A 26,911-nucleotide genomic window follows, 5' to 3' on the forward strand; every position below is an offset into this window, starting at 1 on the left:
ATAAATGATCAAGGAGAAAATGATGAAGGTTCTTGGGATTACCGGTGGGATAGGAAGCGGTAAGACACTGGTGCTTAATATATTGAAGGAAAACTACAATGCAGAGATCATAGAGGCAGACAGGCTGGGACATGAGCTTATGGAGCCTGGAAGGGCTGTATACAATAATGTAGTATCGTATTTTGGAAGAGATATCTTAGGGAAAGATGACACTATCGACAGAAAGAAGCTTGGAGGTATAGTATTTGCGGATAAGGACAAGCTTCGAAAGCTCAACGAGCTCAGCCATCCTGTCATACGAGACGAGATATTAAGGATAATAGATGAGGGAAGGAACAGGGGAACGGAGCTTGTGGTTCTTGAGGCGGCACTTCTCATAGAGGAGGGTTACAGCAGCTTATGTGATCACATGGTATATGTGTATTCCCCTGTTGAAATAAGGATAAACAGGCTTATGGAATACAGGGGATTTGACCGGGAAAGAGCTCTTGCAGTGATCCGTTCCCAGAATCCTGAGAAGTACTACAGAGATAACTGTGACCTGATGATCGACAATTCAGGAGATCGCTTTCAGACAGAAGAAAATATTCGACAGATGATGGTGGGAATGTACTAATAAAAACACAATTTTTTTGTATACAAGCCTTGAGATATTGGTGTGGCTGTAGTAAACTGAGCTTAGTGCGTGTGCCGATTTCGGGCATACAATATGAATAAAAACGTACAGGTTATTACCATGAAAGGAGAAGGTATGAGTTTTGTAGAACAGTTAAAAGCAAGAGCCAGGGCAAGCAAGAAGACTATAGTTCTTCCGGAGACATCAGACATCAGAACAATCGAGGCTGCTGCTAAAGTAATCAAAGAAGATATTGCAAATGTAATTTTAGTTGGAAATAAAGAGGAAATCTTAAGCAGAGCGGGAGAAAATGACTTAAGTAAGGCAAGTTTTGTTGATCCTACTAACTTCGACAGATTTGACGAGTATGTAGAGAAGCTTGTAGAGCTTCGTAGAAAGAAGGGAATGAACGAGGAGAAGGCAGCACATCTTCTCAGAGATAACGGCTTATACTTTGGCTGTATGATGGTTAAGCTTGGAGATGCAGACGGAATGGTTGCCGGAGCTATCAATTCATCAGCAGACGTATTAAGAGCTGCCCTTCAGATACTTAAGACTGCACCTGGTACAAGGATAGTATCAGCATTTTTCCTTGTGATAGTTCCTAACTGTGACATGGGGGCAAATGGTGCATTTATTTTCTCGGACGCAGGTCTTAACCAGACTCCGTCGGCGTCAGAACTTGCGGACATTGCAGAGCAGTCAGCATTGTCATTTAAGCTTCTTGTGGATGAGGAGCCTATGGTTGCAATGCTTTCACATTCAACAAAGGGAAGTGCTACACATCCTGATGTAGATAAGGTTATTGAGGCAACACAGATCGTTAAGGCTGAATATCCTGATCTTGTGGTTGATGGTGAGCTTCAGGCAGACGCAGCGATAGTACCTGAGGTTGCTGCTGCTAAGGCTCCGGGAAGTGATGTGGCAGGACATGCCAATGTCCTTGTGTTCCCGTCCCTTGACGCAGCCAATATCGGATATAAGCTTGTGCAGAGACTCGCAAAGGCTGAGGCTTATGGACCTGTTACACAGGGTATATCAAAGCCTGTCAATGACCTTTCAAGAGGATGCTGTGCAGACGATATCGTAGGTGTTGTTGCCATAACAGCTATCCAGGCACAGGCTCGTGAGAATGGAACAATGAAGATCATTCCTAAGAAAGAGAATTTAAAGTAGAATTTACGATAATTGGTAATGGTTTAAAGGAGATAGAGATAGGAAATGAAGGTTTTAGTTATTAATTGTGGAAGCTCTTCACTTAAGTATCAGCTTATTGATTCTGCTACAGAGTCGGTACTTGCCAAGGGCTTATGTGAGAGAATAACAATAGACGGAAGACTTACACATACAACTACGGGTAAGGAAAAGTATACAGTTGATCTTGATATGCCTGACCATAAGGCTGCGGTTAAGTATGTTCTTGACGCACTGGTTGATCCTGAGACCGGAGCCATAGGTTCACTTGATGAGATTGATGCTTGTGGCCACAGAATTGTACATGGCGGAGAGAAGTTTGCCCAGTCGGTTGTGATAAATGATGAGGTTATCAAGGCTATAGAGGAGTGCAATGATCTTGCACCGCTTCATAATCCTGCCAACCTTATAGGTATTGATGCCTGCCGTAAGCTTATGCCGGGCACACCTAATGTGGCAGTTTTCGATACAGCCTTCCATCAGACAATGCCTGATGTGGCTTATACATATGGTATTCCTTATAAGTATTATGAGGAATACAAGATAAGAAGATATGGTTTCCACGGTACAAGCCATTCATTTGTATCAAAGAGACTGGCAGAGCTTATGGGTAAGGATATAAGGAACCTTAAGCTTATTGTGTGTCATCTCGGGAATGGATCAAGTATATCAGCAGTTAAGGGCGGAAAGTCAGTGGACACAACCATGGGACTTACACCTCTTGCAGGTCTTCCTATGGGAACCCGTTCAGGAGATATCGATCCTGCCATTATAGATTTTATAGCGGAGAAAGAAAATCTTTCTATTAAAGAGGTTAATAACATCCTTAACAAGGAATCCGGAGTGTACGGTCTTTCTGGAGTATCAAGTGATTTCAGAGATCTGACTGCCGGAATGGAAGCGGGAAATGACAGGTGCAGGCTTGCCCTTGATGTGTTCTGCTACAATGTTAAGAAATATATAGGTGCTTATGCAGCGGCTATGGGCGGTCTTGACGGAATTGCATTTACAGCCGGTATCGGTGAGAATACAGCATATGTAAGAGAAAAGTCACTGGAGGATCTTGGATTCCTTGGAATTAACTTAAACAATGAGGCGAATTCAGTAAGAGGAGAGGAAGCTCTTATCTCAACTGACGATTCGAAGGTTCAGGTATGGGTTGTTCCTACAAATGAGGAACTTGCCATTGCCAGAGAAACCGTAGCACTTGTAAAGTAATTGATACAAATAATTCAGATACATATAAATTGTTGTAGAAATATACATAATTTAGAAAAATATCGTTGACAAATAATTTTTATATATGTATAATATGCAATGTGCGATTTTTAGGAGATATTATGTTAATTGATTTATCTGGTGTTTTATCAACTGAAGGACTTGTGAAAGACTTCGATGTAGAGGTAGGATTAAATGAATTTAGCTTTAATGGTAACGTATATGTTGTCAGCAAGGCGGAGTCCTTTAAGCTTACAGCTTCCAACGAAGGAAAGCGCAAAGCTCATATTATAGGTGAAGCGGTTATAACATTAAAGATGTTGTGCGACCGTTGTCTGGATGAGATAGAAAAAGATTTCAATGTAGAGATTGATGAATTAATCGACATGGCTATATTTGAAACTGATAAGATTGATGAGATTAACGAATTAAATTATCTGGAAGACTGTTGCATCAATATGGATATATTACTTGAAAAGGAACTTATGAGTCTGGTTCCTGTACAGATCCTGTGCAGACCTGATTGTAAGGGATTGTGTAAAGTGTGTGGTGCTAATCATAATTATGAAGAGTGTTCATGTGATGATTCAGTTCCTGATCCTAGATTATCAGTTTTTGCAAACATCTTGAAAAATTAGAGGAGGTGTAAGAAGAATGTCAATTTGTCCAAAGAATAAAAGTTCAAAGGCAAGAAGAGATAAGCGTAGAGCTAACTGGAAGATGACAGCTCCTGCATTAGTAAAGTGCAGCAAGTGTGGAGAATTAATGGTTCCTCACAGAGTATGTAAGAACTGCGGTTCATACAACAAGAAAGAGATTATCTCTGTTGCTGAATAATTTTCAGACTTATAAAATAAAGGGTTGCGACCATGTCGTGGCCCTTTATTTTATTGTGCAACGAGTCAAGTGCAACAAGCATATATGATTGCGTTTGACGACTGCTGGTCAGCGAATAAAACTTGCAAAGACGTTATATCGTTGTTATATAACGATAAAATTATACAGGCATAAATTTTCATATGAATTGACTTTGATTTAATTTAAACATATAATGACTTTGTATGTTTAAATGGGTTTTTATACCGGTTGAGGAGGAAGATAGAAAAATGGGTGATACCAGAATTGTTGTAGACGCTATGGGCGGAGATTATGCTCCGGAATGGATCATAAGAGGTGCTGTTGAAGCTATAAATGAAGGTGCAAAGGCAGAAATCATTTTCACAGGAAAAGAAGATGTGATAAATGCAGAACTGGCTAAGTATCAGTATGATAAGAATAAAGTAAGAGTTGTTAATGCAACAGAGGAGATCACATGTCATGACGCTCCTGTTACAGCAATAAGACAGAAGAAGGACTCATCCCTTGTAGTTGGAATGAACATGGTTAAGGGCGGTGAAGCTGACGCCATTATATCAGCAGGAAGCTCAGGTGCCATTCTTGCAGGAGGACAGCTTCTTGTGGGACGTGCCAAGGGTGTCAAGAGATCACCCCTGGCTCCGTTACTCCCTACAACCACAGGATATTCATTGCTTATTGACTGCGGTGCAAATGTAGACGCAAGACCGGAGCACTTGGTACAATTTGCCAAGATGGGATCTATCTACATGGAGAACATAGAGAAGATCAAAAATCCGAGAGTTGCCATAGTAAATATCGGAGATGAGGAAGAAAAGGGTAACGCCCTGGTTAAGGAGACTTATCCATTATTAAAGGAATGTAAGGATATTAATTTCATTGGAAGTATAGAGGCAAGAGAGATACCTAATGGTGCTGCAGACGTTATAGTATGTGAGGCGTTTGTGGGAAATGTTATCTTAAAGCTCTATGAAGGACTTGCCAAAATGCTTCTGTCAGAGATAAAGAAAGCCATCATGTCTTCATTTAAGAGTAAGATCGGTGGAGCACTTATAAACAGCTCACTTAAGGGACTTAAGGAGAGATTTAATGCCAAAACAAAGGGTGGTGCGCCACTTCTTGGCCTTAAGGGACTTGTTATAAAGATCCATGGCAATTCTCACAACGAAGAGGTTAAGAGTGCCATATTCCAGTGTATTACATTTAATGAGACCGGGGTACTTAACAAAATATCAAGCAATATAAGCGGTGAGGCAGAATAATGCCGGCAAGAGATTTAAAGCAGTTAGAGAACAGATTAAATTATAAATTTAATAATATATCCTATCTGGATACAGCCCTTATCCACAAGTCATATTCCAATGACATGAAGATAAACAAGGTGGAATCCTATGAGAGAAGTGAGTATCTGGGAGATGCCATACTTGAATACATAGTAAGTGAATATCTATATAAGGAATATCCTGATTATACAGAGGGACAGCTTACAAAGCTCCGAGCGAGCCTTGTGTGTGAGTTTACCCTGTCCCAGGTATCAAGGGATATAGGATATGGAGATTATGTGAGACTCAGCAAGGGTGAGGAGCTCACTGGTGGGCGGAACAGAAGCTCCATAATGTGTGACCTTTTTGAGGCAGTGCTTGGAGCCATATATCTTGATGGAGGCATAGAGCCTGCGAAGAAATATGTCAGAACATTCCTGTTAAATGATATAGAAGGAAAAATGTTGTTTTATGACGCCAAGTCCACGCTTCAGGAGTATGCCCAGAGCAGGGGCAGTGTTCTCGAGTATAATCTCATTTCCGAGAATGGTCCCGATCACAACAAGGAGTATTGTTCCGAGGTAAGGCTTGACGGCATTCAGCTTGCAGTGGCAAAGGGCCACTCAAAGAAGGCTTCAGAGCAGACGGCGGCATATAATGCACTATTAACAATAAATAAAAAGCAGGATTAACAATGTATTTAAAAAGCATAGAAGTAAACGGCTTCAAATCATTTGCAAATAAAATAGTCTTTAAATTCAATCATGGTATCACATGTATAGTAGGTCCTAATGGTTCAGGTAAGAGTAACGTAGGTGATGCGGTGAGATGGGTTCTTGGTGAGCAGAGTGCCAAGAGTCTCCGAGGTTCCAAGATGGAGGATGTAATATTTTCGGGAACTGAGCTTAGAAAGCCACAGGGCTCTGCCTATGTTGCAATCACCCTTGACAACAGTGACCACAGTCTACCTGTGGATTACAATGAGGTTACGGTGGCAAGGCGTGTATATCGTTCCGGAGAAAGTGAATACCTCATAAACGGAACCGTAAGCCGACTTAAGGACGTACATTCGCTGTTCTTTGATACAGGTATAGGTAAAGAAGGCTATTCCATTATCGGACAGGGACAGATCGAGAAGATACTTAACGGTAAGCCGGAGGAGAGACGTGAGCTTTTTGATGAGGCTGCTGGTATAGTTAAGTTTAAGAAGAATAAGCTTGCCGCAGAGAAGTCATTGGAGACGGAGAGAGATAATCTCAACCGTGTGAATGATATACTCTACGAGTTAGAGAAGCAGGTTGGTCCCCTTAAGGCTCAGTCCGAGAAGGCGAGAAAATATCTTGCTTACAAAGAAGAATTAAAGAAGTTTGATATAAATGCTTATCTTATAGAAGAAAAAGAAATCAAGGAAGGTATCGAGAAGCAGACGGCGGATCTTAATATAATAAATGACGATCTGGCGGAGAAAAATCAGGCGTACGATTCTACCAAGGAAGAGTATGAGAAGATAGAACAGACCATCGAGGAATTAAATGAGCTTATTGAGTCTGTGAAGAATGATATCCATGAAAAGGAAATGGAAAATCAGAAGCTTACAGGTGATATAGGTATCCTTGATCAGCAGATCATTAATTACAGGATGAATGATGAGAATATTAATGATCAGATAAAAAGGCTGGAGAAACAGATAGAGGACAGCAAGGCTGCCATACTCTCATACATAGATCAGAAGAACGGACTTCTTGAGAAGAAGAATGCCTCAGACAATGACCTGTCAGAAGCAAAGAAAAAGAGTGCCGGGATCAGTGCTGACATAGAAAAGATGGAGCAGGAGATCGAGGACTGCAAGAGTGATATCATAGAGTATATCAGCGAGAGCGGTTCTGTTAAGGCTAAAGTGGGCAGATATGATGCCATGCTTGAAAATATTAATTTCAGGAAGACTAAGCTTAACCAGAGATTTCTCCAGTTTAAGAGCGATGAAGCCCACGACCGTCAGGAATATAACAAGTTAAACAGTGACCTTGAAACCCTTGAAGCTCAGATCGAGGAGAAGGTAAGCAGACTTAATGAAGTAGAGAAGCAGCTTGCCGACAATCAGGAGAGAAACAAGGAAAACAGACTTCTCATCCACAACACCAACGAGAGACTTTCGGCAACCAAGTCAAAGCGTGAGGCTTTAAGGAACATAACCGAGCGGTATGACGGTTACGGCAACAGTATCAAGAAGGTTATGGAACAAAAAACGAACAATCCGGGTATACTTGGAGTTGTTGCCGATCTTATATCTGTAAATAGGGATTATGAGATAGCTGTGGAGACAGCCCTTGGAGGAAGTATCCAGAATATCGTTACAGAGGATGACACCACAGCCAAGAAGATGATAGCATATCTTAAGAATAACAGATTGGGACGTGCCACTTTCTTACCTCTTAATAATATTTCAGACCGAGGCTCTGTAAGAAGCGAGGTACTGTCTGAGCGAGGTGTGATCGGGGTTGCCTCAGAGCTTGTTACAGTGGATAAGAAGTACGAGCCACTGGCGAAGAACCTTCTTGGCAGGATAATCGTTGCGGATAATATTGATAACGCCCTGGCTGTTGCAAGAAAATATAATCACACCTTAAGGATAGTTACCCTTGAGGGAGAGCTTCTTAATCCGGGCGGTTCCCTTACAGGTGGAGCCTACAGGAATAACAGTAATCTTCTTGGAAGAAAGAGAGAGCTTGATGAATTAAAGCAGCTTATCAACAAGCTTAACAAGACTGCCCTTGACGCATCAAGGCTTGACGAGGAGTTAAAGACCCAGAGAGAGTCATTCAGAGCGGAGATCGACAGCCTTAATGTATACCTCCAGAAGGCATATATTGAGAAGAATACCCTCACTCTTAATATAGAGCAGGTATCCTCAAGATTATCAGAGTCCAATAATGCTTTCTCGTCTATCCAGAAGGAGATAAATGAGTTAAACAATCAGGTTATCGAGATAAACAGTAATAAAAGTAAACTTTATGATGACAGTAAGAAGCATGAGGATGCCAAGGCGTCCTGTGAGGAGCGTATAAATGAGCTGACAGAGAAGATAGCAAAAGAGCGGGAGGCTCTTACCGGAGCAAATGAAAAGGTATCGACGTTTCTGGTAGACAATAATGCCATCACTCAGCAGGAAGAGTTTATTACCAGCAATATCTCAAGGATTAAGCAGGACATAGATTCCTACACAAGAGAAAAGGAAGACTATATGTCAAGGCTTACGGAGAAATCCCAGGAGATCAAGAAGCTGGATGAGGATATAACCCATTACAAAGAGCTTATTGAGGATAACAATGCCGTCCTTAAGCAGGATTCAGAAAAGCTTGAGTCCTATAATAAGGACAGGGAAGGGAATATAAACAGAAATAAGGAGTTCTTCAACAGAAGAGAAGAATTGAGCAAAAGTATAAGCGGTCTTGAAAAGGCTGCATACAAGCTTAATTCACTTATTGAGAAGAATACGGAGAAGTCCGACGCCCTGAACAATTACATGTGGGAGGAGTACGAGATCACTTACAGCAGTGCCCTTCCTATGTTTGACGAAGACCTTCAGGATCTAAACTCCCTTAAGAAGGAGATTGGAGCCATAAAGTCTAAGATAAAGTCTCTTGGGGACGTAAATGTTAATTCCATTGAGGACTACAAGGAAGTATCGGAAAGATATGAATTCTTAAAGGGACAGCATGACGATATTGTGGCTGCGGAGCATAACCTGATTTCCGTTATAAATGATCTTGACAAGGCAATGCAGGAGCAGTTTGCCCTTAAGTTTAAAGAGATACAGACCATGTTCGACAAGGTGTTCAAGGAGCTCTTTGGCGGTGGAAAGGGAGAGCTTGAGCTGGTGGATGATACAAACCTTCTTGAAACAGGAATAAGGATAATCGCTCAGCCACCGGGAAAGAAGTTGCAGAACATGATGCAGTTGTCAGGTGGAGAAAAATCCCTTACGGCCATTGCACTGTTATTTGCAATACAGAGTCTTAAGCCTTCACCTTTCTGTCTCCTTGACGAGATAGAGGCGGCACTTGATGACTCTAATGTAAGAAGATTTGCAAAGTATCTGAACAGACTTACAAAGGACACCCAGTTCATTGTTATATCCCACAGAAAGGGTACCATGGAGGCTGCGGACATCCTCTACGGAATAACAATGCAGGAAAAGGGTGTTTCAACACTTGTTTCAGTTAATATGATCGAGGGAGACCTTGACAAATAAGATACATATTTATTTTGACAGATATGTTTAATGGTATCAGACCCAGATAAAGGAGGAACAGGTTATGGCAGAAGAAAAAGAAAAGAAAGGTTTCTTTAAGAGACTTAAGGACGGTCTTACAAAGACCAGAAACAATATTGCAGAGAGCTTTGCTTCGGTATTCGGAGCCTCAAAGATAGATGATGATTTCTATGAGGAGCTTGAGGAAACATTTATCATGGCAGATATGGGCTATGAGACCACCGAGAAGGTAATAGAGAACCTTAAGGAGCGTGTAAAGGAAGCAAAGATAAAGGATCCTGCTGCCTGCAAGGAGCTTATCATCAATATAATCAGAGATCAGATGATGGTAGAGGAATCAGCATATGATTTTGAGAACATGAAGACAGTTGTGCTGGTAATAGGTGTAAATGGTGTAGGAAAGACTACAACCATAGGAAAGTTAGCTGCCCAGTATAAGAGAGCCGGCAAGAGAGTTCTTATAGCTGCCGCAGATACCTTCAGAGCTGCTGCCATAGATCAGCTTAAGACATGGGCAGACAGAGCAGAGGTTGATATGATATCCCACAGCGAGGGGGCTGATCCTTCCGCTGTTGTCTATGACGCAGTTGCTGCTGCCAAGGCGAGGAATACAGATATTCTTCTTATAGACACAGCAGGAAGACTCCATAACAAGAAAAATCTTATGGATGAGCTCGCCAAAATGAGAAGGATAATAGGAAGAGACTATCCGGATGCCCATGTGGAGTCCCTTATAGTCCTTGACGGAACCACAGGTCAGAACGCCTTAGAGCAGGCAAGACAGTTCTCAAATGTAACAGAGATAGACGGTATAGTCATAACGAAGCTTGACGGAACAGCTAAGGGCGGTATTGCCATTGCCATCCAGGAGGAGCTTAATGTTCCGGTTAAGTTTATCGGAATCGGTGAGAAGATCAGTGATCTCCAGAGATTTGACCCATCAGCATATGTAGACGCATTGTTTGCAGATTTTGATGAGGACAGAAGTGAGTTGGATATTCTCATGGGAGATGAAATAAAATAGGAATATGAGAAGAATAATCCTAGAAAAATATAACATGAATGACAGAGTACTTATGGATGTGAAGGAGACAGAAAAAACATGGCTGAAGAACTTACATTGAAGAAATTTGAAGAGGCGTATGAGATAATAAAAAAGGTTGTACTTCCTACCAATCTTGTTGAAAGCGAATATTTCAGCAAGCAGACAGGAAACAAAGTATATTTCAAGCCTGAGAACATGCAGCTTACAGGTGCATACAAGATCAGAGGTGCATACTACAAGATCAGCACATTAAGTGATGAACTGAGACAGAAGGGACTTATCACAGCGTCAGCAGGAAACCATGCCCAGGGTGTTGCCTATGCAGCAAAGGCATACGGAGTTAAGGCTACTATTGTAATGCCTGCTTCAACACCGCTTATTAAGGTAAACAGAACAAAATCCTACGGAGCTGATGTTATCCTTTACGGAGACGTATATGACGAGGCATGTGCATATGCATTAGAGCTTGCAGAGGATAAGGGATATACATTTATCCATCCGTTTGATGATCTTGACGTTGCAACAGGACAGGGTTCAGTAGCCATGGAGATCATAAAGGAACTTCCGTTTGTTGATTACATACTTGTTCCTATCGGCGGTGGCGGACTTGCCACAGGTGTGTCTACCCTTGCCAAGATGATGAATCCTAACATCAAGGTAATAGGTGTTGAGCCTGCCGGTGCCAACTGTATGCAGGTGTCCTTAAAGAATAAGAAGGTGACAACTCTTCCATCGGTTGATACAATAGCAGACGGTACAGCAGTTAAGACACCGGGAACCAAGATATTTCCATATATACAGAAGAATATAGATGGCATAATAACTGTTGAGGACAGTGAACTTATAGTTGCTTTCCTTGACATGTTAGAGAACCACAAAATGCTTGTGGAGAATTCGGGACTTCTTACAGTAGCGGCTCTTAAGCACCTTAATGTCAAGGGAAAGAAAGTCGTCAGCATATTAAGTGGCGGAAATATGGATATGATCACCTTCTCTTCAATAGTACAGCATGGACTTATTGCAAGAGACAGAATATTCACCGTATCAACACTGCTTCCTGACAAGCCGGGTGCTCTTATGAACATATCGAAGGTTATTGCTGATCTTAACGGTAATATCATCAAGCTGGAGCACAACCAGTTCGTATCTATCAACAGAAGCTCTGCCGTTGAACTTATTATTACAATGGAGGCCTTCGGATCTGAGCACAAGCAGCTTATAATCAATACTCTTTCAGAGAAAGGATATAAGCCTAAGGAAGTAATGACCAAGGGAATTTATTAATATTTATGTGCATAGTAACTGTGAATAAGAAAAACAGCATATCCTGCGAGCCGGGGACCAACCTGTATAAGCTTTTGTGTGACAACGGATATTTCTTTCAGGGAAACTGTGGAGGAAATGGAAGATGTAACGCATGTAACGTGCTTATAACAAACAAGGGACAGTTTGTGAAGAGCTGCCGGTATGAGGTTACGGAAGATATTGAGATATACATGGATATAAAGGAAACAAATATTCTGGCAGATCACTCAGTTGATCCGGGGATTGTTAAAGATGCAATAGCTGCAGGTGACAGCAAAATGCCGCAGGGGTATGGAATAGCCGTTGATATCGGAACCACCACAATAGCCATGGAGCTTATTAAGCTTAGTGACGGTTCAAGGGCTTCTGTATATAAGACTATCAATTCACAGACTGCAACCGGGGCCGATGTGGTAAGCCGTATTAATCTTGCGGCGGAGGCATCGGGACTTGAACTGCTCCATAACATGGTGGCAGAAGATATATTAAAGGGTGTAGATGAGCTTATAAAAAAGACAGGTATATCTGATACCGAGATCAGCAGGATATGCTTTTCGGGCAATACGGCAATGACCTATATCCTGGTAGGAACCGGAACGGAATGTTTTGCTTCATATCCCTTTAAAACAAAAAAAATAATGTATCACGGAGAGGACGTGTCGGATATACTGGGGCATAGCAGAACCGGTGGTGTCAGCCTTTCCGGGATCCCGTATTATATTGCACCGGAGATAAGCGCATTTGTAGGGGGAGATATCTCCTCCGGTGCAGCGACGCTTGGACTCTATGACAGTAAAAAGTACAGGCTGCTCATAGATCTTGGAACAAATGGCGAGATACTTCTTGCCGGCAGGGATGGGGGATTTGCAGTATCCACAGCCTGCGGACCTGCCTTTGAGGGAGCCTTCAGCGGAGGACTTTATGGTTCTACATTATTTGACTATATAGATCTCTACAGGAGATCCGGTAAGATAGATGAAAATGGTATCATCTGCCCTGAGTATTTCGATGAGGGCCTTCCACTGACCGGGGACAATGTTCTCACAATGGACATGGTGCACGATTTTCTTCTTGCAAAGGCTGCCATAGCAGGGGGCATATGTACCCTCATAAAAGAAGCCGGTGTGTCCGTTTCGGACATTGAGAATATATATATATCAGGTGGATTTGGTTTTCATCTGGATACAGACAAGGCCATAAGGCTTGGGATGTTCCCGGGATATTTCTCGGGAAAGACAAAGATTTCAGGAAACACATCCCTGGCAGGCTCATATCTAATGTTATTCAGATCAGACATAACAGAAGATATCATCAGAAATAATAAAAAGACAGAATATATAAATCTTGCCGCAAATGAACACTTCAATAATGTGTTCGTAGACAGCATGAGGCTTGTACAGATATAGCCTGTCAGAATACTAAAGAGGTATATTTTGTGAAACTGTTAAGTATAGCCAGCGGAAGCAGCGGAAATTGCTATTACGTCGGAAATTCAGATACACATATCCTTGTGGACGCAGGGGTAAGCGGAAAAAAGATAGAAAACGGACTTAGGGAGATAGGCATAAAGCCATCAGAGTTAAATGGTGTTCTTGTAACCCATGAGCATATAGACCATGTAAAGGGGCTTGGGATAATAGCCAGGAAATACGGTGTCCCCATATATGCCACAAGGGGGACCATAGAGGGCATAACAGCCAACAAAACATTGGGACAGATAGATGAAGAACTTTATCGTACCGTATCACCGGATCAGGTCTTTGAGATAAATGACATATCTGTGGATCCTACAGCCATATGGCATGACGCAAATGATCCGGTATGCTATTCCATGTCAAATGATGGGAAAAAGATATCCATTGCAACAGATTTGGGAGATTATGACGATTATATAGTTGACAAGTTGAAAAATTCAGACATAATGGTCATTGAGGCCAATCACGATGTGAGAATGCTTGAGGCGGGATCATATCCCTATTACCTTAAGAGGAGGATACTTGGATCCCACGGCCATCTGTCAAACGAAAGATCAGGTCAGCTCATAAAGGAACTGCTCAATGATCATATCAAGGGCATATTGCTTGGTCATCTTAGCAAGGAGAATAACTTCGAGGAGCTTGCCTATGAAACTGTCAAGCTTGAGATGGCAGGAAACAGCTTCAGTAATGACGTAAGAGATTTTGGCTTATGTGTTGCCAGAAGAGATATGCCGGGACATATTATAGAAACTAATTAATTTTAAGTTTAAATAAATTACTCAAAGAATTAATGGAGGATGCTTTCATGAAGAAGAGAATTGTAACTGTAGTAGGTAAGGACTCTGTAGGTATTATTGCAAAGGTGTGTGTATACTTTGCTGACAATGAGATCAATATACTGGATATTACTCAGACAATAGTCGGGGGGTACTTCAATATGATGATGGTAGTAGATATTGAGAAGTCTTCAAAGGGAACAGCTGCAATCGCTTCTGACCTCGATAAAATCGGTGAGGAAATCGGTGTTCAGATCAAGATACAGCATGAATCAATATTTGAATCAATGCACAGAATCTAATCACTATTATAATATATAACCGGAGGAAAGATATGATCAGTATAAATGAGGTTTTGGAGACGAATGCAATGGTTTCCAAGATGAATCTTGATGTTAGGACCATAACAATGGGTATCAGTCTTCTTGACTGCGTAGGTGCAGATGTGGAGGATACTTGTAATAAGATATATAAGAAGATAACAACAAAGGCAGAGCACCTTGTTGCCACAGGTGAGAAGATTTCAGAGATGTACGGCGTACCTGTTGTACATAAGAGAATTTCCGTTACACCTATAGCGTTAGTGGGCGGTTCTGTATGTAAGACAACTGATGATTTTGTTAAGCTTGCGGAAACTCTTGATAAGGCTGCCAAGAAGGTGGGCGTTAATTTCATCGGTGGATATTCAGCCCTTGTATGTAAGGGAATGACTCCTGCAGATGAGCTTCTCATCCGTTCCATACCTAAGGCTTTAGCAACTACAGATGTTGTGTGCAGTTCTGTAAATGTAGGCTCCACAAAGACCGGTATAAACATGGACGCTGTAAAGCTTATCGGTGAGATGATCCTTGAGACAGCAGAGCTTACAAAGGAACAGGATTCCCTTGGATGTTGTAAGTTCGTAGTGTTCTGTAATGCCCCTGACGATAATCCGTTCATGGCAGGTGCATTCCACGGTGTTACAGAAGCTGACTGTATCATAAATGTAGGTGTCAGCGGTCCGGGTGTCGTTAAGAGTGCCCTTGAGCAGGTAAGAGGAGAGAACTTCGAGGTTCTCTGTGAGACAATAAAGAAGACAGCATTTAAGGTTACAAGAGTAGGTCAGCTGGTGGCAAAGGAGGCTTCAAAGCTTCTTGACGTTCCTTTCGGAATCGTAGATCTTTCCCTGGCTCCAACTCCTGCAGTAGGTGACAGTGTAGGTGAAATCCTTGAGGAGATCGGTCTTGAGTATGCCGGCGCCCCTGGAACAACAGCAGCTCTTGCTATGTTGAACGATCAGGTTAAGAAGGGCGGAGTTATGGCTTCATCATATGTAGGCGGATTAAGCGGTGCTTTCATACCTGTAAGTGAGGATCAGAGAATGATAGATGCTGTTTCGGCAGGTGCTCTCACACTGGAGAAGCTTGAGGCTATGACCTGCGTATGTTCAGTAGGTCTTGATATGATAGCAATTCCGGGTGATACAAAGGCTACAACTATTTCCGGTATCATTGCTGATGAGATGGCTCTTGGAATGATCAACCAGAAGACCACAGCAGTAAGACTTATACCTGTTATAGGCAAGACAGTAGGCGATACAGTTGAATTTGGCGGACTCTTAGGTTATGCACCTATAATGCCTGTAAATCAGTTTGCCTGCGATAAGTTCATCAACAGAGGCGGAAGAATACCTGCTCCTATCCACAGCTTTAAGAATTAAGCATAAGGCTTGATAATATATACTGCAAGATCATACGTCAGCCCTGCCGGTTACGGAGTGGGCTGACGTTCGATTATGTGGAAAAATATTTGAATCTGAAAAGAATTTGAAAAGGATATTTTTAATTAATGAGAAAGTTAGCTTTATCGGACGAGATACTTATGTCTGTTGAGAAGCCTGCCAGATATATAGGCGGTGAGTACAACAGTGTAATGAAAAGTCTGGAAGATATAGATATAAGATTTTGCATGTGTTTTCCTGATGTATATGAGATTGGAATGTCTCATCTGGGAATACAGATACTATATGATATGTTTAACAGAAGAGAGGATACCTGGTGTGAGAGAGTGTACTCACCGTGGCCGGATCTTGACAAGATAATGAGGGAGAAGGATATACCCTTATTTGCCCTTGAGTCCCAGGACCCCATAAAAGATTTTGATTTTCTTGGAATAACACTTCAGTACGAGATGTGCTACACCAATATACTTCAGATTCTTGATCTGTCAGGCTTACCTATAAGGTCAAGGGACAGAAAGAAGGGAGATACCATAGTCATATGCGGCGGTCCATGTGCCTATAATCCTGAGCCTATAGCAGATTTCTTCGACATTGTATATATCGGTGAGGGAGAGACCTCCTATGACGCATTGCTTGATCTTTATAAGGTATACAAGCACTCAGAAATGACAAGAAAAGAGTTCCTGATCAAGGCCTCTAACATACCGGGCTTATATGTGCCATCTCTTTATGAGGTGACATATAAGGAGGATGGTACCATAGAATCATTTGAACCGATGTATGATGAAGTTCCTGCAAAAGTAGTGAAGCAGGTGGTAAAGGACATGTCCTCCTCAGTATATCCTATAAAGCCTGTGGTATCCTTTATGAAGGTGACTCAGGACAGAGTTGTCCTTGAGATAATGAGAGGCTGTATAAGGGGCTGCAGGTTCTGTCAGGCGGGAATGATATACCGTCCAACAAGACCTAAGGACGTGGAGGTCTTAAAGAATTACGCCACGGAGATGCTTAAGAATACCGGACAGGAGGAGATTACCTTCAGCTCTCTAAGCTCCAGTGACTACAGAGGTCTTCCCGAGCTTACAGATTGTCTTATTGAACAGATGAACAACAACCATGTGAATATATCCCTGCCATCCTTAAGAATTGATGAGTTCTCACTTGATGTAATGAGCAAGATACAGGATGTAAAGAAGAACTCACTGACATTTGCACCGGAGGCAGGAACCCAGAGACTCAGAAACGTCATAAACAAAGGTCTCACCAAGGAAGATATACTTGGCGGAGCCTTAAAGGCATTCAAGGGAGGCTGGGACAAGGTTAAGCTTTATTTCATGATGGGACTTCCTACGGAGACCTATGACGATATCGGCGGCATAGCAGATCTGTCCGAGGAGATCACAGAGCTTTACTTTGCAAATGTTCCAAAGGAGGAGAGAAACGGACGAGTAATGGTGACTGCGTCAGCTTCCTACTTCGTCCCGAAGCCATTTACCCCGTTCCAGTGGGCACCTATGATAAGACCTGAGGAATTTGTCAAGAGAGCCTACTATGTAAAGGACAGATTTAAGACCGAGAAGAACCACAAGAGCCTGAAATTCCAGTATCATGAGGCTGACATAACCATCCTTGAGGGCTTGCTTGCCAGAGGCGACAGAAAGCTGTGCGACGTTATATATGATGTATATAAGAAGGGACAGATATATGATGCCTGGACGGAGTATTTCCACAAGGAGAACTGGGACAAGGCAATGGAGGAACACGGCATTGATATAGGCTTCTATGTATACAGGGACAGAAGCCTTGACGAGATCCTTCCATGGGATTTTATAGATATCGGAGTGACCAAGAATTTCATGAAGAATGAATGGCATCGTGCCGTAAATGAAGAGGTTACACCTAACTGCAGAATGAAATGTTCCGGTTGTGGTGCCGCAAGATACGGAGGAGGTGTCTGTTTTGAAGCTCAGAATTAAATACTCAAAGCTTGGGAATCTTCGTTTTATCGGACACCTTGATGTTATGAGATATTTTCAGAAGGAGATAAGAAGAGCAGGTATAAAGGTTTCCTACTCAAAGGGATATTCACCTCACCAGATAATATCATTTGCAGCTCCCCTTGCCATGGGAGTTACATCTGACGGCGAATATTTCGACGGTGAGTTTGACGAGATAACCACCTCGGAGGACATGATAAATGCCTTAAACGCCGTATCCGTTGATGAAATGCGGGTGTCTGAGATTGTGCTTCTTCCTGATAATGCGGGAAATTCCATGTCGGTAGTAGCTGCCTCAGACTATGTAATATCCTTTAATGAAGGAAATGACAAGGAAGATAAGCTGCTTAATGCTGTGGAGGATTTTATGGCACAGCCGGAGATAATCATTCTCAAGAAGACCAAGAAAAGTGAACGTGAGGAAAATATCAAGCCCGGAATCATGAAGCTTGAGGTAAGGGATGGTAAGATATACATGCTGTTAAGTACAGGAAGCGTGTATAACCTGAAGCCTGACCTTGTTATGCAGGCACTGTGTACATCTGCAGGGGTTACTTACAGCTTTTTTGACTACCATATCCACCGGCTTGAGACATATATGGATGATGATAGGGGAGAGCTTGTTCCACTTTACATGGCAGGAACAAGATTTTAGTGATTGAAAGTGACTTAATATGAACAAACTGATCATAACTGATTACAGCAAAAAAATAGTGTCGGCATTCTATTCGGATATGGAGCTTAAGGAACTGTCCTGCTCTGATGGGGCATCATCCCTTGGAGGCATATATGTGGGTAAGGTGGCAAATGTGGTAAATAATCTTAATGCCTGTTTCATTAATTACGGTGGAGACAAGCCTGCATATTACAGCATGGATGACAACAGGCATATATTCTTAAGCCCACACGGAAACAGGACAACACCAAAGGTGGGAGACGAGCTTCTTATACAGATAAGCAAGGAGGGCATAAAGACCAAGAACCCTGTGGCAAGTGCCGATCTGAATATTAAGGGTGAATATCTGATAGTAAATTTAAGCGGCAATATAGGCGTATCAAACAAGATAAAGGATAAGAAGCTCAGGGATGAGTTTAAGACTGCTGCCGCTGGGGTACTTTCAGAGGGCTTCGGCTGTATATTCAGAACCTCAGCAGAGAATGCTGATATTAATACGGTGATCCCGGAGCTTAAGCAATTAAACGAAAGGCTTAGAACCATCATTGACACTGCTGCAACAAGGAAGCTCTACAGCCTGCTTTATAGGCCTGAGAATGAATATATTAACTTCTTTATATCAAAAAGAGGTGCCGGTTTAGAAGAAGTGGTTACTGACAATAAGGATATATATGATGAATTTAATGAGCATTTTCTGGAGCATGACATTACTGATGTGAAGCTTACATTCTATGATGACAGTATTTGCTCTCTTAAGGCAGTGTATAACCTTAACAAGAACCTGGAAAATGCATTAAAGCCTGTGGTGTGGCTAAAGTCAGGAGCGTATCTTGTAATAGAACAGACAGAGGCCATGGTGGTAATTGATGTGAATACCGGAAAGGCAGTTAAGGGAAAGAGCCTTGACGAGAACCTTTATAAGGTAAATCTTGAAGCTGCCTATGAATGCTGCAGGCAGTTAAGGCTCAGAAATCTGTCTGGGATCATAATAATAGATTTCATTAACATGAAGGATCCGATGTATATGAACAATATAAAAAATGTCCTTACAGAGGAGCTGGAAAAGGATTCCGTACCTGCAAAGTTTGTTGACATAACTAAGCTGGGACTGGTAGAGCTCACCAGAAAGAAAATCAGAAAATCCCTGAAAGAAATGATATAAAACTGTTGACAAATGTCTTATTGGATGTTAGATTATATGAGTATGCCGCACAGTGAGGTATAAGTTTGCTCATGCAACACCATAACTGGCGAGTTTGATTAAGGAGGATAACCCTATGTACGCAATTATAGCAACAGGCGGAAAGCAGTACAAGGTAGCTGAAGGAGATGTTATCAAGGTTGAGAAGCTTAATGCAGAGGCAGGAAGCGAAGTTACTTTTGATGATGTTATCTTAGTAAGTACTGATTCAGACGTTTTATGTGGTGATAAGGTTGCTAACGCAACAGTATCAGCTTCAGTTGTAGGTGACGGAAAGTCAAAGAAGGTAATCGTTTACAAGTATAAGAGAAAAACCGGTTACCACAAGAAGAATGGTCACAGACAGTCATATACAAAGGTTGAGATCAAGAAGATCAACGCTTAATTTGTTAATATGATAAATGTATCGTTATTTGAAGACAGTAATAAGAATGTTGTAGGCTTTGAGGTCAGTGGACATGCTGAGTATGCGGATCCGGGAATGGATATAGTATGCAGTGCAGTTTCCGCACTTACCATTACTGTGATAAACTCCATTGAGGAGCAGTGTGATGACGATTTTTATTCGGACTTCCATCAGGAGACCGGGTACATATCACTTCATTTTCACGGAGAGCCATCAGATACGGCACTTATAATATTAAGGCTGTTCAGATGTGGTATGATGGGGCTTGAAGAGTCCTACGGCGATTATATTTTGATAACCTTTAAGGAGGTGTAGAGATCATGATGAAGATGGAACTTCAGTTTTTCGCTCATAAGAAAGGTGTAGGTTCTACTAAGAACGGTAGAGATTCCGAGTCAAAGAGACTTGGTGCCAAGAGAGCTGACGGTCAGTTCGTTAAGGCTGGTAACATTTTATACAGACAGCGTGGTACAAAGATTCATCCAGGTGTTAACGTAGGCATCGGTGGAGATGATACATTATATGCAACAGCTGATGGAATCGTAAGATTCGAGAGAAAGGGCAGAGACAAGAAGCAGGTTTCAATTTACCCAGTTGTAAGTGAGTAATCTGTGATGCCTATGGCTTTTAACAGGCTATTATCAAGACCGGAGTATTAAATATTCCGGTCTTTTTTACTATATTGTACAAAATATTAAGGAGGTAAATGCAATGTTTGCCGATAGAGCTAAGATATATATCAGAGCCGGCAAGGGCGGCGACGGACATGTTTCATTCCGTCGTGAGAAATATGTGCCTGACGGCGGTCCTGATGGCGGTGACGGCGGTAACGGCGGCGATGTAGTGTTCGTAGTTGATGAAGGTATGAACACCCTTACAAATTATCGTCATGTGACCAAGTACAGGGCAGAAGACGGTGAAGCCGGTGGAAAGCGTAATTGTCACGGCAGCAACGGAGCGGATGTTGTTCTTAAGGTTCCACCCGGAACAGTCATAAAGGACGCAGAAAGCGGTAAGGTCATTATGGATATGGCTTACAAGAAGGAGCCGGTGATACTTCTTAAGGGTGGTCGCGGCGGCCGTGGTAACAGACAGTATGTAACTGCTACCATGCAGGCACCAAAGTATGCCCAGCCGGGACAGCCTGCCAAGGAGCTTACAGTTGAGCTTGAATTAAAGTGTATAGCAGACGTGGGACTTGTGGGATTTCCAAGCGTAGGTAAGTCCACATTCTTAAGCCGTGTTACAAATGCACAACCTAAGATCGCAGAGTACCATTTCACAACCCTTACACCGAACCTGGGTGTGGTTGACCTTGGGGACAAGAACGGATTTGTCATTGCAGATATTCCGGGTATCATTGAAGGGGCTGCTGAAGGCAAGGGTCTGGGACTCCAGTTCTTAAGACATATTGAGAGAACAAAGGTCATAATGCACATAGTAGATGCCGCTTCGGTTGAAGGCAGGGATCCTATTGAGGACATAAAGGTCATCAACGAGGAGCTAAAGAAGTATAATAAGGATATTGAGAACCGCCCTACAGTTATAGTTGCAAATAAGATTGACGTCCTTGACGAGGTAGGCTATGACACTGTTATCACCATGCTCCGTGAGGAGTTTGAGGACAAGATGGGTGTTAAGGTATTCCCAATTTCTGCAGTGACCGGAAAGGGAGTCAAGGAGCTTCTCTGGTATGTAAATGACCTGGTTAAGCAGGCACCTGCAGATGTGAATGAATTTGAAGCAGAGATAGACCTTTCAACAATGGATGATCCTGAGCTTCCGTTTGAGGTGCGAAAGTCCGATGAGGAAGAGGGCGTATATATTGTTGAAGGACCTCGTATAGAAAAGATGTTAGGTTATACCAATCTTGAATCTGAGAAGGGCTTTGATTTCTTCCAGAAGTTCTTAAGAGATAATGGTATATTAAAGCAGTTAGAGGATCTGGGAATAGGTGAGGGAGATACAGTTAAGATGTACTTCCTGGAACTTGACTACTATAAGTAAGGAGTATTGATTATGACAAGTAAGCAGAGAGCATATCTTAAGGGACTTGCTATGAATATTGAGCCTATCTTAAGCCTTGGCAAAGCAAGCCTTACGCCGGAATTCACCAATTCCGTGGCAGAGGCACTGGCAGCCAGGGAGCTGGTTAAGATAAATGTTTTAAAGAACTGTATGGATGATCCAAGAGAGATAGCAGCTATAATCGCCGAGCGTACAAAATCAGAGATTGTACAGGTAATAGGCAGAAAGATAGTGTTCTACAAGGAATCAAAGGACAAGAAAAAGATAGAGCTTCCTAAGAGTAAGTAAGATGGATATATCAAGAGAACAGACATTAAATATAGGAATCCTTGGAGGAACCTTTAATCCCATCCATATAGGACATATGGAGCTGGCAATGAAGGCTCTTAAGCAGTTTAATCTGGACAGAGTTTATATAATGCCAAACAACCTGCCGGATTACAAGGAAAATCATGGAATCGTTGAGGGAAGGCATCGTCTTGCCATGGCAGATATAGCCTGTATGGGGCATGAGGCTATTCTTGCGTCGGATTTCGAATTGAAGCTGTCCGGGTATACATACACTGCAAATACCTTGACGATGCTCCATGAAATGTACCCTCTGGTACACTGGTATTTTATAATGGGGGCGGATTCCATCATGTATTTTGAAAAATGGAAGAAGCCTGAGGTTATTGCAGGCCTTGCAACCCTGGTGATCACTATAAGGGATGATCTTGACTATAGCAGTCTTTATGAAAAGATCAGGGAGCTTGAAGCTATATTTTCAGGTATAGACATACAGATCGCCAGGATAGATAATATAAACGTATCCTCAAGTGAGATAAGGCAGGGCATAAAATCAGGTAAAGATATGTCGGATAGCCTGCCGGAAGGAGTATATTCCTATATTATGGACAATCACCTGTATCAGGGATGAGAATATGTACTATTTATATGACTTGGATTTTTGACCGGAAAAGAGGAAGATTACAATGGATAGAACAGAAATGAGAGAAAAGCTTGAGAAGAAGCTTACGCAGAAAAGGTACGAACACTCTCTTGGTGTAGAATATGTGTCAGGCTGTCTTGCCATGGTTTATGGTGCTGACGTGGAAAAGGCACTTACGGCAGGACTTCTGCATGATTGTGCCAAGTGTCTGACCGGCGATGAGAAGATTGCCAGATGTACTAAGCTGGGACTTCCTGTATCTGATGTGGAGAAAAAAAATCCTGAGCTTCTCCATGCAAAGCTTGGAGCCTATTATGCCAGAACAAAGTATGGAGTTACAGATGAGAATATATTATCTGCAATAGAGTTTCACACTACCGGTAAGCCGGATATGAACGTTCTTGAAAAGATAGTATTTGTTGCAGATTATATTGAGCCTAACAGACGTCCGTTAAATGAGATTGCGGAGATAAGAAAGGAAGCATTTACAGATATAGATACCTGTATAGTGCATATTTTAAAGAATACCCTTTCATATCTTGAAACATCAACTGCTCAGACCGATGAAATGTCTGTGAAGACTTATGAGTATTATGTTAAAAAAAGGGGATAATATGACAGACGCAATAAATATGTTAAAAACGGCTTATAAAGCCCTTGATGATAAGAAAGCATATGATATAAAGATCCTTGATATAAAGAAGATATCATCCATAGCTGATTATATGGTCATAGCTGACGGTACAAATAAGAACCAGGTCCAGGCCATGTGCGATGCTGTTACGGAAGAAATGGGTAAGGCAGGATTTCTTTCAAAAAGTATTGAGGGATATTCAGAAGGTGGATGGATTTTATTGGATTATTATGATATAATCATTCATATATTCTCAGATGAGGCCAGAAGGTTCTATGACATTGAGCGTATCTGGAGTGATGGGAAGTACGTGGATATATCTGAATTATAGTTCTTGGAGTTATGGAACATGGGAGAGAAAACATTACTTGACAACAATTATATAAAGATCAATCATATCGCCTCAAAGTGTATGAGGATTTTTATAGTGCTTATTGTTGCCCTGTGGTGTTTTTCTTTTTTTAGCGGTAACTGCAACAGGGTAGTCCTTTCATATGTCATGTCTGCTGCAGCAGTTATTGCGTTCATACCCACATTTGTCATAGATTTTCTTAAGTATGATAAGAGTACCCATATAAAGTACATCGTAATAGCCATTGCTGTTATAGACTGTACTCTTATGAACAGTATCCTGTCCCATACATGTCTGGTTGTATGGATATTCCCTATACTGATTTCTTCATTGTATTATAACAGGACACTGGTGCTGTATGCGTCCCTGTTCTCCATAATAGGTGTGCTTGCGGCAAATCTTTATAATTTTTATCTGCCTGAGTTCACCGTGGCGCCTATATATAACGATATAAACGATCAGATGTTGTTCACCATTTTTCCATGTGTTCTTACAATATGTATCCTGTCATTTGTGGCATATTTTATTGTGGCAAGAAATTCCGATATGTTAAGGAACATAATCTCAAGCTCGGAGGAAATGAAGAGTAACCAGAAAGAGCTTATATTTGCATTTGCAGAGCTTTCAGAGAGCAAATCCAAGTATACCGGTGAGCATATCAAGCGAGTTGCCGAGTACATGAAGATACTGGGAGAAGCGTCAGGCTTCGATGAAGAGTATGTGGATATGCTTTCGACAGCAGCCATGATGCACGATATAGGAAAGCTGATGATCCCCGAAGAGATTCTTGATAAGCCGGGAAGACTTACCGATGAGGAATTTGCCATTATGAAGAGCCACGTACTCTATGGTGATGCACTTCTTGAGAAGTGTCCGGGAGAGATCATGAAGATAGCCAGGATAATCGCCAAGGAGCATCATGAGAAATGGGACGGCACAGGATATCTTGGTATGAAGGGTGAGGAGATTGCCTATATAAGCCGTCTTATGTCGGTATGTGATGTATTTGATGCCCTGACGTCAGAGAGATATTACAAGCGGGGCTGGAGCCTTGAGGAAACCTACAATGAGATCGTATCCTTAAGCGGCAGATCCTTTGATCCAAAGGTTGTGGGGCTCTTTAAGGAGAACTTCGACAAGTTCAAGAAGGTATCACAGCAAAATCCGGATAAGTCTATTTATTAAAATCAAATTATATTCTGGAAATACAGCAAGAAGATATGTTAGAAAACCATAATAATGGTATGGAAGTCCGGATACTTTAGTAAATGATAGTACAAAAATAACCCTGAGATGAACGAATGTATTACAATAGCAAGGTTCGTCTCAGGGTTGTTTTTTTGTTATAGCAACGAGTCAAGCGCAACACGCTTGCGTGTTTGCATTTGACGACTGCTAATCAGCGGATAAAACTCGCAAAGCGTGTTTTATCGCTGTGGTTATTATCGGTATGAACGGAACAGCCCGATGACCTTTCCAAGGATATCGCAGGATTCCACGATGATAGGATCCATTGCGTCGTTCTCAGGCTGGAGTCTGATATAACCGTTCTCTCTGTAGAAGGTTTTAACAGTAGCGGAGTCATCCACAAGAGCCACCACAAGATCACCATTTGACGCTGTGTTACACTGCTCAACAATAACCAGATCTCCGTTGTTTATTCCTATGTTTATCATACTTTCACCTTTTACCTTGAGTATAAAGGTCTGTTTATTGGTATTATGGAGAAATTCAGGCGGAATAGGAAAGTAATCTGTAATATTCTCTGTTGCAAGTATAGGCTCACCTGCTGCAACTGTTCCTACTATAGGTACGTTCACAAGCTCTCTTCTTGTGAGAGCAAATTCCTCGTCAATTATATCAATGGCTCTTGGCTTGGTAGGGTCACGTCTTATGTATCCCTTCTCCTCAAGCTGTGATAAATGAGAGTGAACTGAAGATGTAGATCTAAGTCCCACTGCCTGACATATCTCTCTTACTGATGGTGGATATCCGTTCGCCAGTATCTTTTCTCTTATAAATTCCAAAATCTCTGTCTGCTTGTCTGTAAGCTTTCCTGTGCCCATATGTATTCCTCCTCGTGGTGGATAATTCATCCTTATATGAACAAGTATAGCACATGTGTTCTATTAATGCAAAGAAAAAAGAACAAACGTTTGAAAAAATATTGACAAACGAATGTTCGGGTTATATAATCATAACATGAAAACAAACGAATGTTCGCGAACACATTTAAAGAGTTGATCTTATATAGGTATTGAAATTATCACAGTACACTAAAGCGGAGGGACGATTATGGCAGATATGAACAGAACAAAAAAGGCAACAGGACATAGATATCATGACAGAGTAATGAAGAGACGCAGAGCAAGAATAAGAAAGGTTACAGTATTTTCAGTTGCTGTTCTTGCACTTGCATTTGGAATAATATTCTTTGCAGGAAGTACCAAGAGCAGATCAAAGGCAGGAAACGCCAGCGAGAAGTATTTTACCTGCTACACAATACAGTCAGGCGACAGCCTCTGGAGTATCGCAGAGGATCATATGACAGAAGAGTACAGCTCAGTGAACCAGTACATAGATGAGGTTATGAGCATTAACGGTCTTACTTCATCAGATATTGTAAGCGGAACAAGCATTGTAATACCTTATTACGAGATTAGGAATTATTAAGAAGCATAAGCACATTAATATATGAGTCGCAACATCAGCTGCCATTTTTATGGGAGCGGTGTTGGGGCTCTTTTTTTACATGATAGATAATTTATTTTACTGATTTTTTATACTTGTGTAACATATGTCAAATCAAAATAGTATACAATAGGCTTCACAACATTCTTTATAGCTGGCGACGGCGGTCGCTGGTTTCATACAACTGAACAGATTACAGGTTTTCATCCATATTTCAAGTGATTGTGTCAGGTTTTATCTGAGAACTTGACAT

General features: G+C 41.7%; 28 protein-coding genes. 27 read left to right on the top strand and 1 reads right to left on the bottom strand.

The window, feature by feature from the left end:
* Positions 1-4: 4 nt before the first annotated feature.
* The 26 genes from coaE (at position 5) to DXB54_RS05740 (ending at position 25,152) form a co-directional block, all read left to right on the top strand.
* Entirely contained in the window at positions 5-616 is a 612-nt protein-coding gene (coaE, locus tag DXB54_RS05615; protein WP_243104759.1) for a dephospho-CoA kinase, read from the top strand.
* A gap of 135 nt (positions 617-751) precedes the next feature.
* Positions 752-1,792: a phosphate acetyltransferase gene (gene pta / locus DXB54_RS05620; RefSeq protein WP_021937699.1), complete on the top strand. Its 1,041-nt coding sequence runs from the start codon at positions 752-754 to the stop codon at positions 1,790-1,792.
* Between the two features lie 45 nt (positions 1,793-1,837).
* On the top strand, positions 1,838-3,028 hold the full coding sequence (locus DXB54_RS05625) for an acetate/propionate family kinase (RefSeq protein WP_118694528.1): 1,191 nt from the start codon (positions 1,838-1,840) through the stop codon (positions 3,026-3,028).
* Positions 3,029-3,150: 122 nt separating this feature from the next.
* Entirely contained in the window at positions 3,151-3,666 is a 516-nt protein-coding gene (locus DXB54_RS05630) for a YceD family protein (RefSeq protein ID WP_118694529.1), read from the top strand.
* Positions 3,667-3,682: 16 nt separating this feature from the next.
* A complete protein-coding gene (rpmF, locus tag DXB54_RS05635; RefSeq protein WP_021937702.1) occupies positions 3,683-3,865 on the top strand; it encodes a 50S ribosomal protein L32 in 183 nt (60 codons plus the stop codon).
* Between the two features lie 269 nt (positions 3,866-4,134).
* Entirely contained in the window at positions 4,135-5,145 is a 1,011-nt protein-coding gene (gene plsX, locus DXB54_RS05640) for a phosphate acyltransferase PlsX (RefSeq protein WP_021937703.1), read from the top strand.
* Positions 5,145-5,837 carry a ribonuclease III gene (gene rnc, locus DXB54_RS05645; RefSeq protein WP_021937704.1) on the top strand — a complete coding sequence of 231 codons (693 nt, stop codon included), beginning with the start codon at positions 5,145-5,147 and terminating at the stop codon, positions 5,835-5,837. Before plsX ends, rnc begins: the two co-directional genes overlap by 1 nt.
* A gap of 2 nt (positions 5,838-5,839) precedes the next feature.
* The gene (gene smc, locus DXB54_RS05650) at positions 5,840-9,397 is read left to right on the top strand and encodes a chromosome segregation protein SMC (RefSeq protein ID WP_118694530.1); all 3,558 of its coding nucleotides are present in this window, start codon (positions 5,840-5,842) and stop codon (positions 9,395-9,397) included.
* Positions 9,398-9,461: 64 nt separating this feature from the next.
* Entirely contained in the window at positions 9,462-10,442 is a 981-nt protein-coding gene (ftsY, locus tag DXB54_RS05655; RefSeq protein ID WP_021937706.1) for a signal recognition particle-docking protein FtsY, read from the top strand.
* Between the two features lie 78 nt (positions 10,443-10,520).
* Positions 10,521-11,747, top strand: coding sequence for a threonine ammonia-lyase (gene ilvA, locus DXB54_RS05660; RefSeq protein WP_118694531.1), 1,227 nt, complete (start codon positions 10,521-10,523; stop codon positions 11,745-11,747).
* A 5-nt stretch (positions 11,748-11,752) separates the two neighbouring features.
* Complete coding sequence (locus DXB54_RS05665) at positions 11,753-13,174, top strand: ASKHA domain-containing protein (protein WP_118694532.1); 1,422 nt, start codon at positions 11,753-11,755, stop codon at positions 13,172-13,174.
* 29 nt (positions 13,175-13,203) lie between these two features.
* Positions 13,204-14,004 carry an MBL fold metallo-hydrolase gene (locus DXB54_RS05670; RefSeq protein ID WP_118694533.1) on the top strand — a complete coding sequence of 267 codons (801 nt, stop codon included), beginning with the start codon at positions 13,204-13,206 and terminating at the stop codon, positions 14,002-14,004.
* 47 nt (positions 14,005-14,051) lie between these two features.
* Positions 14,052-14,324, top strand: a complete 273-nt coding sequence (locus DXB54_RS05675; protein ID WP_021937710.1) for an ACT domain-containing protein — start codon at positions 14,052-14,054, stop codon at positions 14,322-14,324.
* Positions 14,325-14,356: 32 nt separating this feature from the next.
* Positions 14,357-15,721: a PFL family protein gene (locus DXB54_RS05680; RefSeq protein ID WP_021937711.1), complete on the top strand. Its 1,365-nt coding sequence runs from the start codon at positions 14,357-14,359 to the stop codon at positions 15,719-15,721.
* Positions 15,722-15,849: 128 nt separating this feature from the next.
* A complete protein-coding gene (locus tag DXB54_RS05685; RefSeq protein WP_118694534.1) occupies positions 15,850-17,718 on the top strand; it encodes a TIGR03960 family B12-binding radical SAM protein in 1,869 nt (622 codons plus the stop codon).
* Positions 17,693-18,394, top strand: a complete 702-nt coding sequence (locus tag DXB54_RS05690; RefSeq protein WP_243104760.1) for a TIGR03936 family radical SAM-associated protein — start codon at positions 17,693-17,695, stop codon at positions 18,392-18,394. The genes DXB54_RS05685 and DXB54_RS05690 overlap by 26 nt, the downstream gene beginning before the upstream one ends.
* A gap of 19 nt (positions 18,395-18,413) precedes the next feature.
* Complete coding sequence (locus tag DXB54_RS05695) at positions 18,414-19,577, top strand: ribonuclease E/G (protein ID WP_118694536.1); 1,164 nt, start codon at positions 18,414-18,416, stop codon at positions 19,575-19,577.
* 115 nt (positions 19,578-19,692) lie between these two features.
* Positions 19,693-20,001, top strand: coding sequence for a 50S ribosomal protein L21 (gene rplU / locus DXB54_RS05700; protein ID WP_021937715.1), 309 nt, complete (start codon positions 19,693-19,695; stop codon positions 19,999-20,001).
* A gap of 9 nt (positions 20,002-20,010) precedes the next feature.
* Positions 20,011-20,337 carry a ribosomal-processing cysteine protease Prp gene (locus DXB54_RS05705; RefSeq protein ID WP_118694537.1) on the top strand — a complete coding sequence of 109 codons (327 nt, stop codon included), beginning with the start codon at positions 20,011-20,013 and terminating at the stop codon, positions 20,335-20,337.
* 5 nt (positions 20,338-20,342) lie between these two features.
* Positions 20,343-20,630 carry a 50S ribosomal protein L27 gene (gene rpmA / locus DXB54_RS05710; protein WP_021937717.1) on the top strand — a complete coding sequence of 96 codons (288 nt, stop codon included), beginning with the start codon at positions 20,343-20,345 and terminating at the stop codon, positions 20,628-20,630.
* A 103-nt stretch (positions 20,631-20,733) separates the two neighbouring features.
* A complete protein-coding gene (obgE, locus tag DXB54_RS05715) occupies positions 20,734-22,029 on the top strand; it encodes a GTPase ObgE (RefSeq protein WP_118694538.1) in 1,296 nt (431 codons plus the stop codon).
* Between the two features lie 12 nt (positions 22,030-22,041).
* On the top strand, positions 22,042-22,338 hold the full coding sequence (gene yhbY, locus DXB54_RS05720; protein WP_021937719.1) for a ribosome assembly RNA-binding protein YhbY: 297 nt from the start codon (positions 22,042-22,044) through the stop codon (positions 22,336-22,338).
* Between the two features lies 1 nt (position 22,339).
* Complete coding sequence (gene nadD, locus DXB54_RS05725; RefSeq protein ID WP_021937720.1) at positions 22,340-22,969, top strand: nicotinate (nicotinamide) nucleotide adenylyltransferase; 630 nt, start codon at positions 22,340-22,342, stop codon at positions 22,967-22,969.
* A 55-nt stretch (positions 22,970-23,024) separates the two neighbouring features.
* Positions 23,025-23,594, top strand: a complete 570-nt coding sequence (yqeK, locus tag DXB54_RS05730) for a bis(5'-nucleosyl)-tetraphosphatase (symmetrical) YqeK (protein WP_021937721.1) — start codon at positions 23,025-23,027, stop codon at positions 23,592-23,594.
* A gap of 1 nt (position 23,595) precedes the next feature.
* Positions 23,596-23,946 (top strand): ribosome silencing factor, encoded by a 351-nt coding sequence (gene rsfS, locus DXB54_RS05735; RefSeq protein WP_021937722.1) that lies wholly within the window; start codon positions 23,596-23,598, stop codon positions 23,944-23,946.
* An 18-nt stretch (positions 23,947-23,964) separates the two neighbouring features.
* Entirely contained in the window at positions 23,965-25,152 is a 1,188-nt protein-coding gene (locus DXB54_RS05740) for an HD-GYP domain-containing protein (protein ID WP_118694539.1), read from the top strand.
* Between the two features lie 257 nt (positions 25,153-25,409).
* On the opposite strand, the gene lexA is transcribed toward DXB54_RS05740, so the two are convergent.
* Entirely contained in the window at positions 25,410-26,033 is a 624-nt protein-coding gene (gene lexA, locus DXB54_RS05745; protein WP_021937724.1) for a transcriptional repressor LexA, read from the bottom strand.
* Positions 26,034-26,262: 229 nt separating this feature from the next.
* Here lexA and DXB54_RS05750 point away from each other — a divergent pair, with 229 nt between their 5' ends.
* Positions 26,263-26,640, top strand: coding sequence for a LysM peptidoglycan-binding domain-containing protein (locus DXB54_RS05750; RefSeq protein ID WP_021937725.1), 378 nt, complete (start codon positions 26,263-26,265; stop codon positions 26,638-26,640).
* Positions 26,641-26,911: the final 271 nt, after the last annotated feature.

Source organism: Coprococcus sp. OM04-5BH (assembly GCF_003482105.1).
In the GTDB taxonomy this organism is placed as follows: Bacteria; Bacillota; Clostridia; order Lachnospirales; family Lachnospiraceae; genus Coprococcus.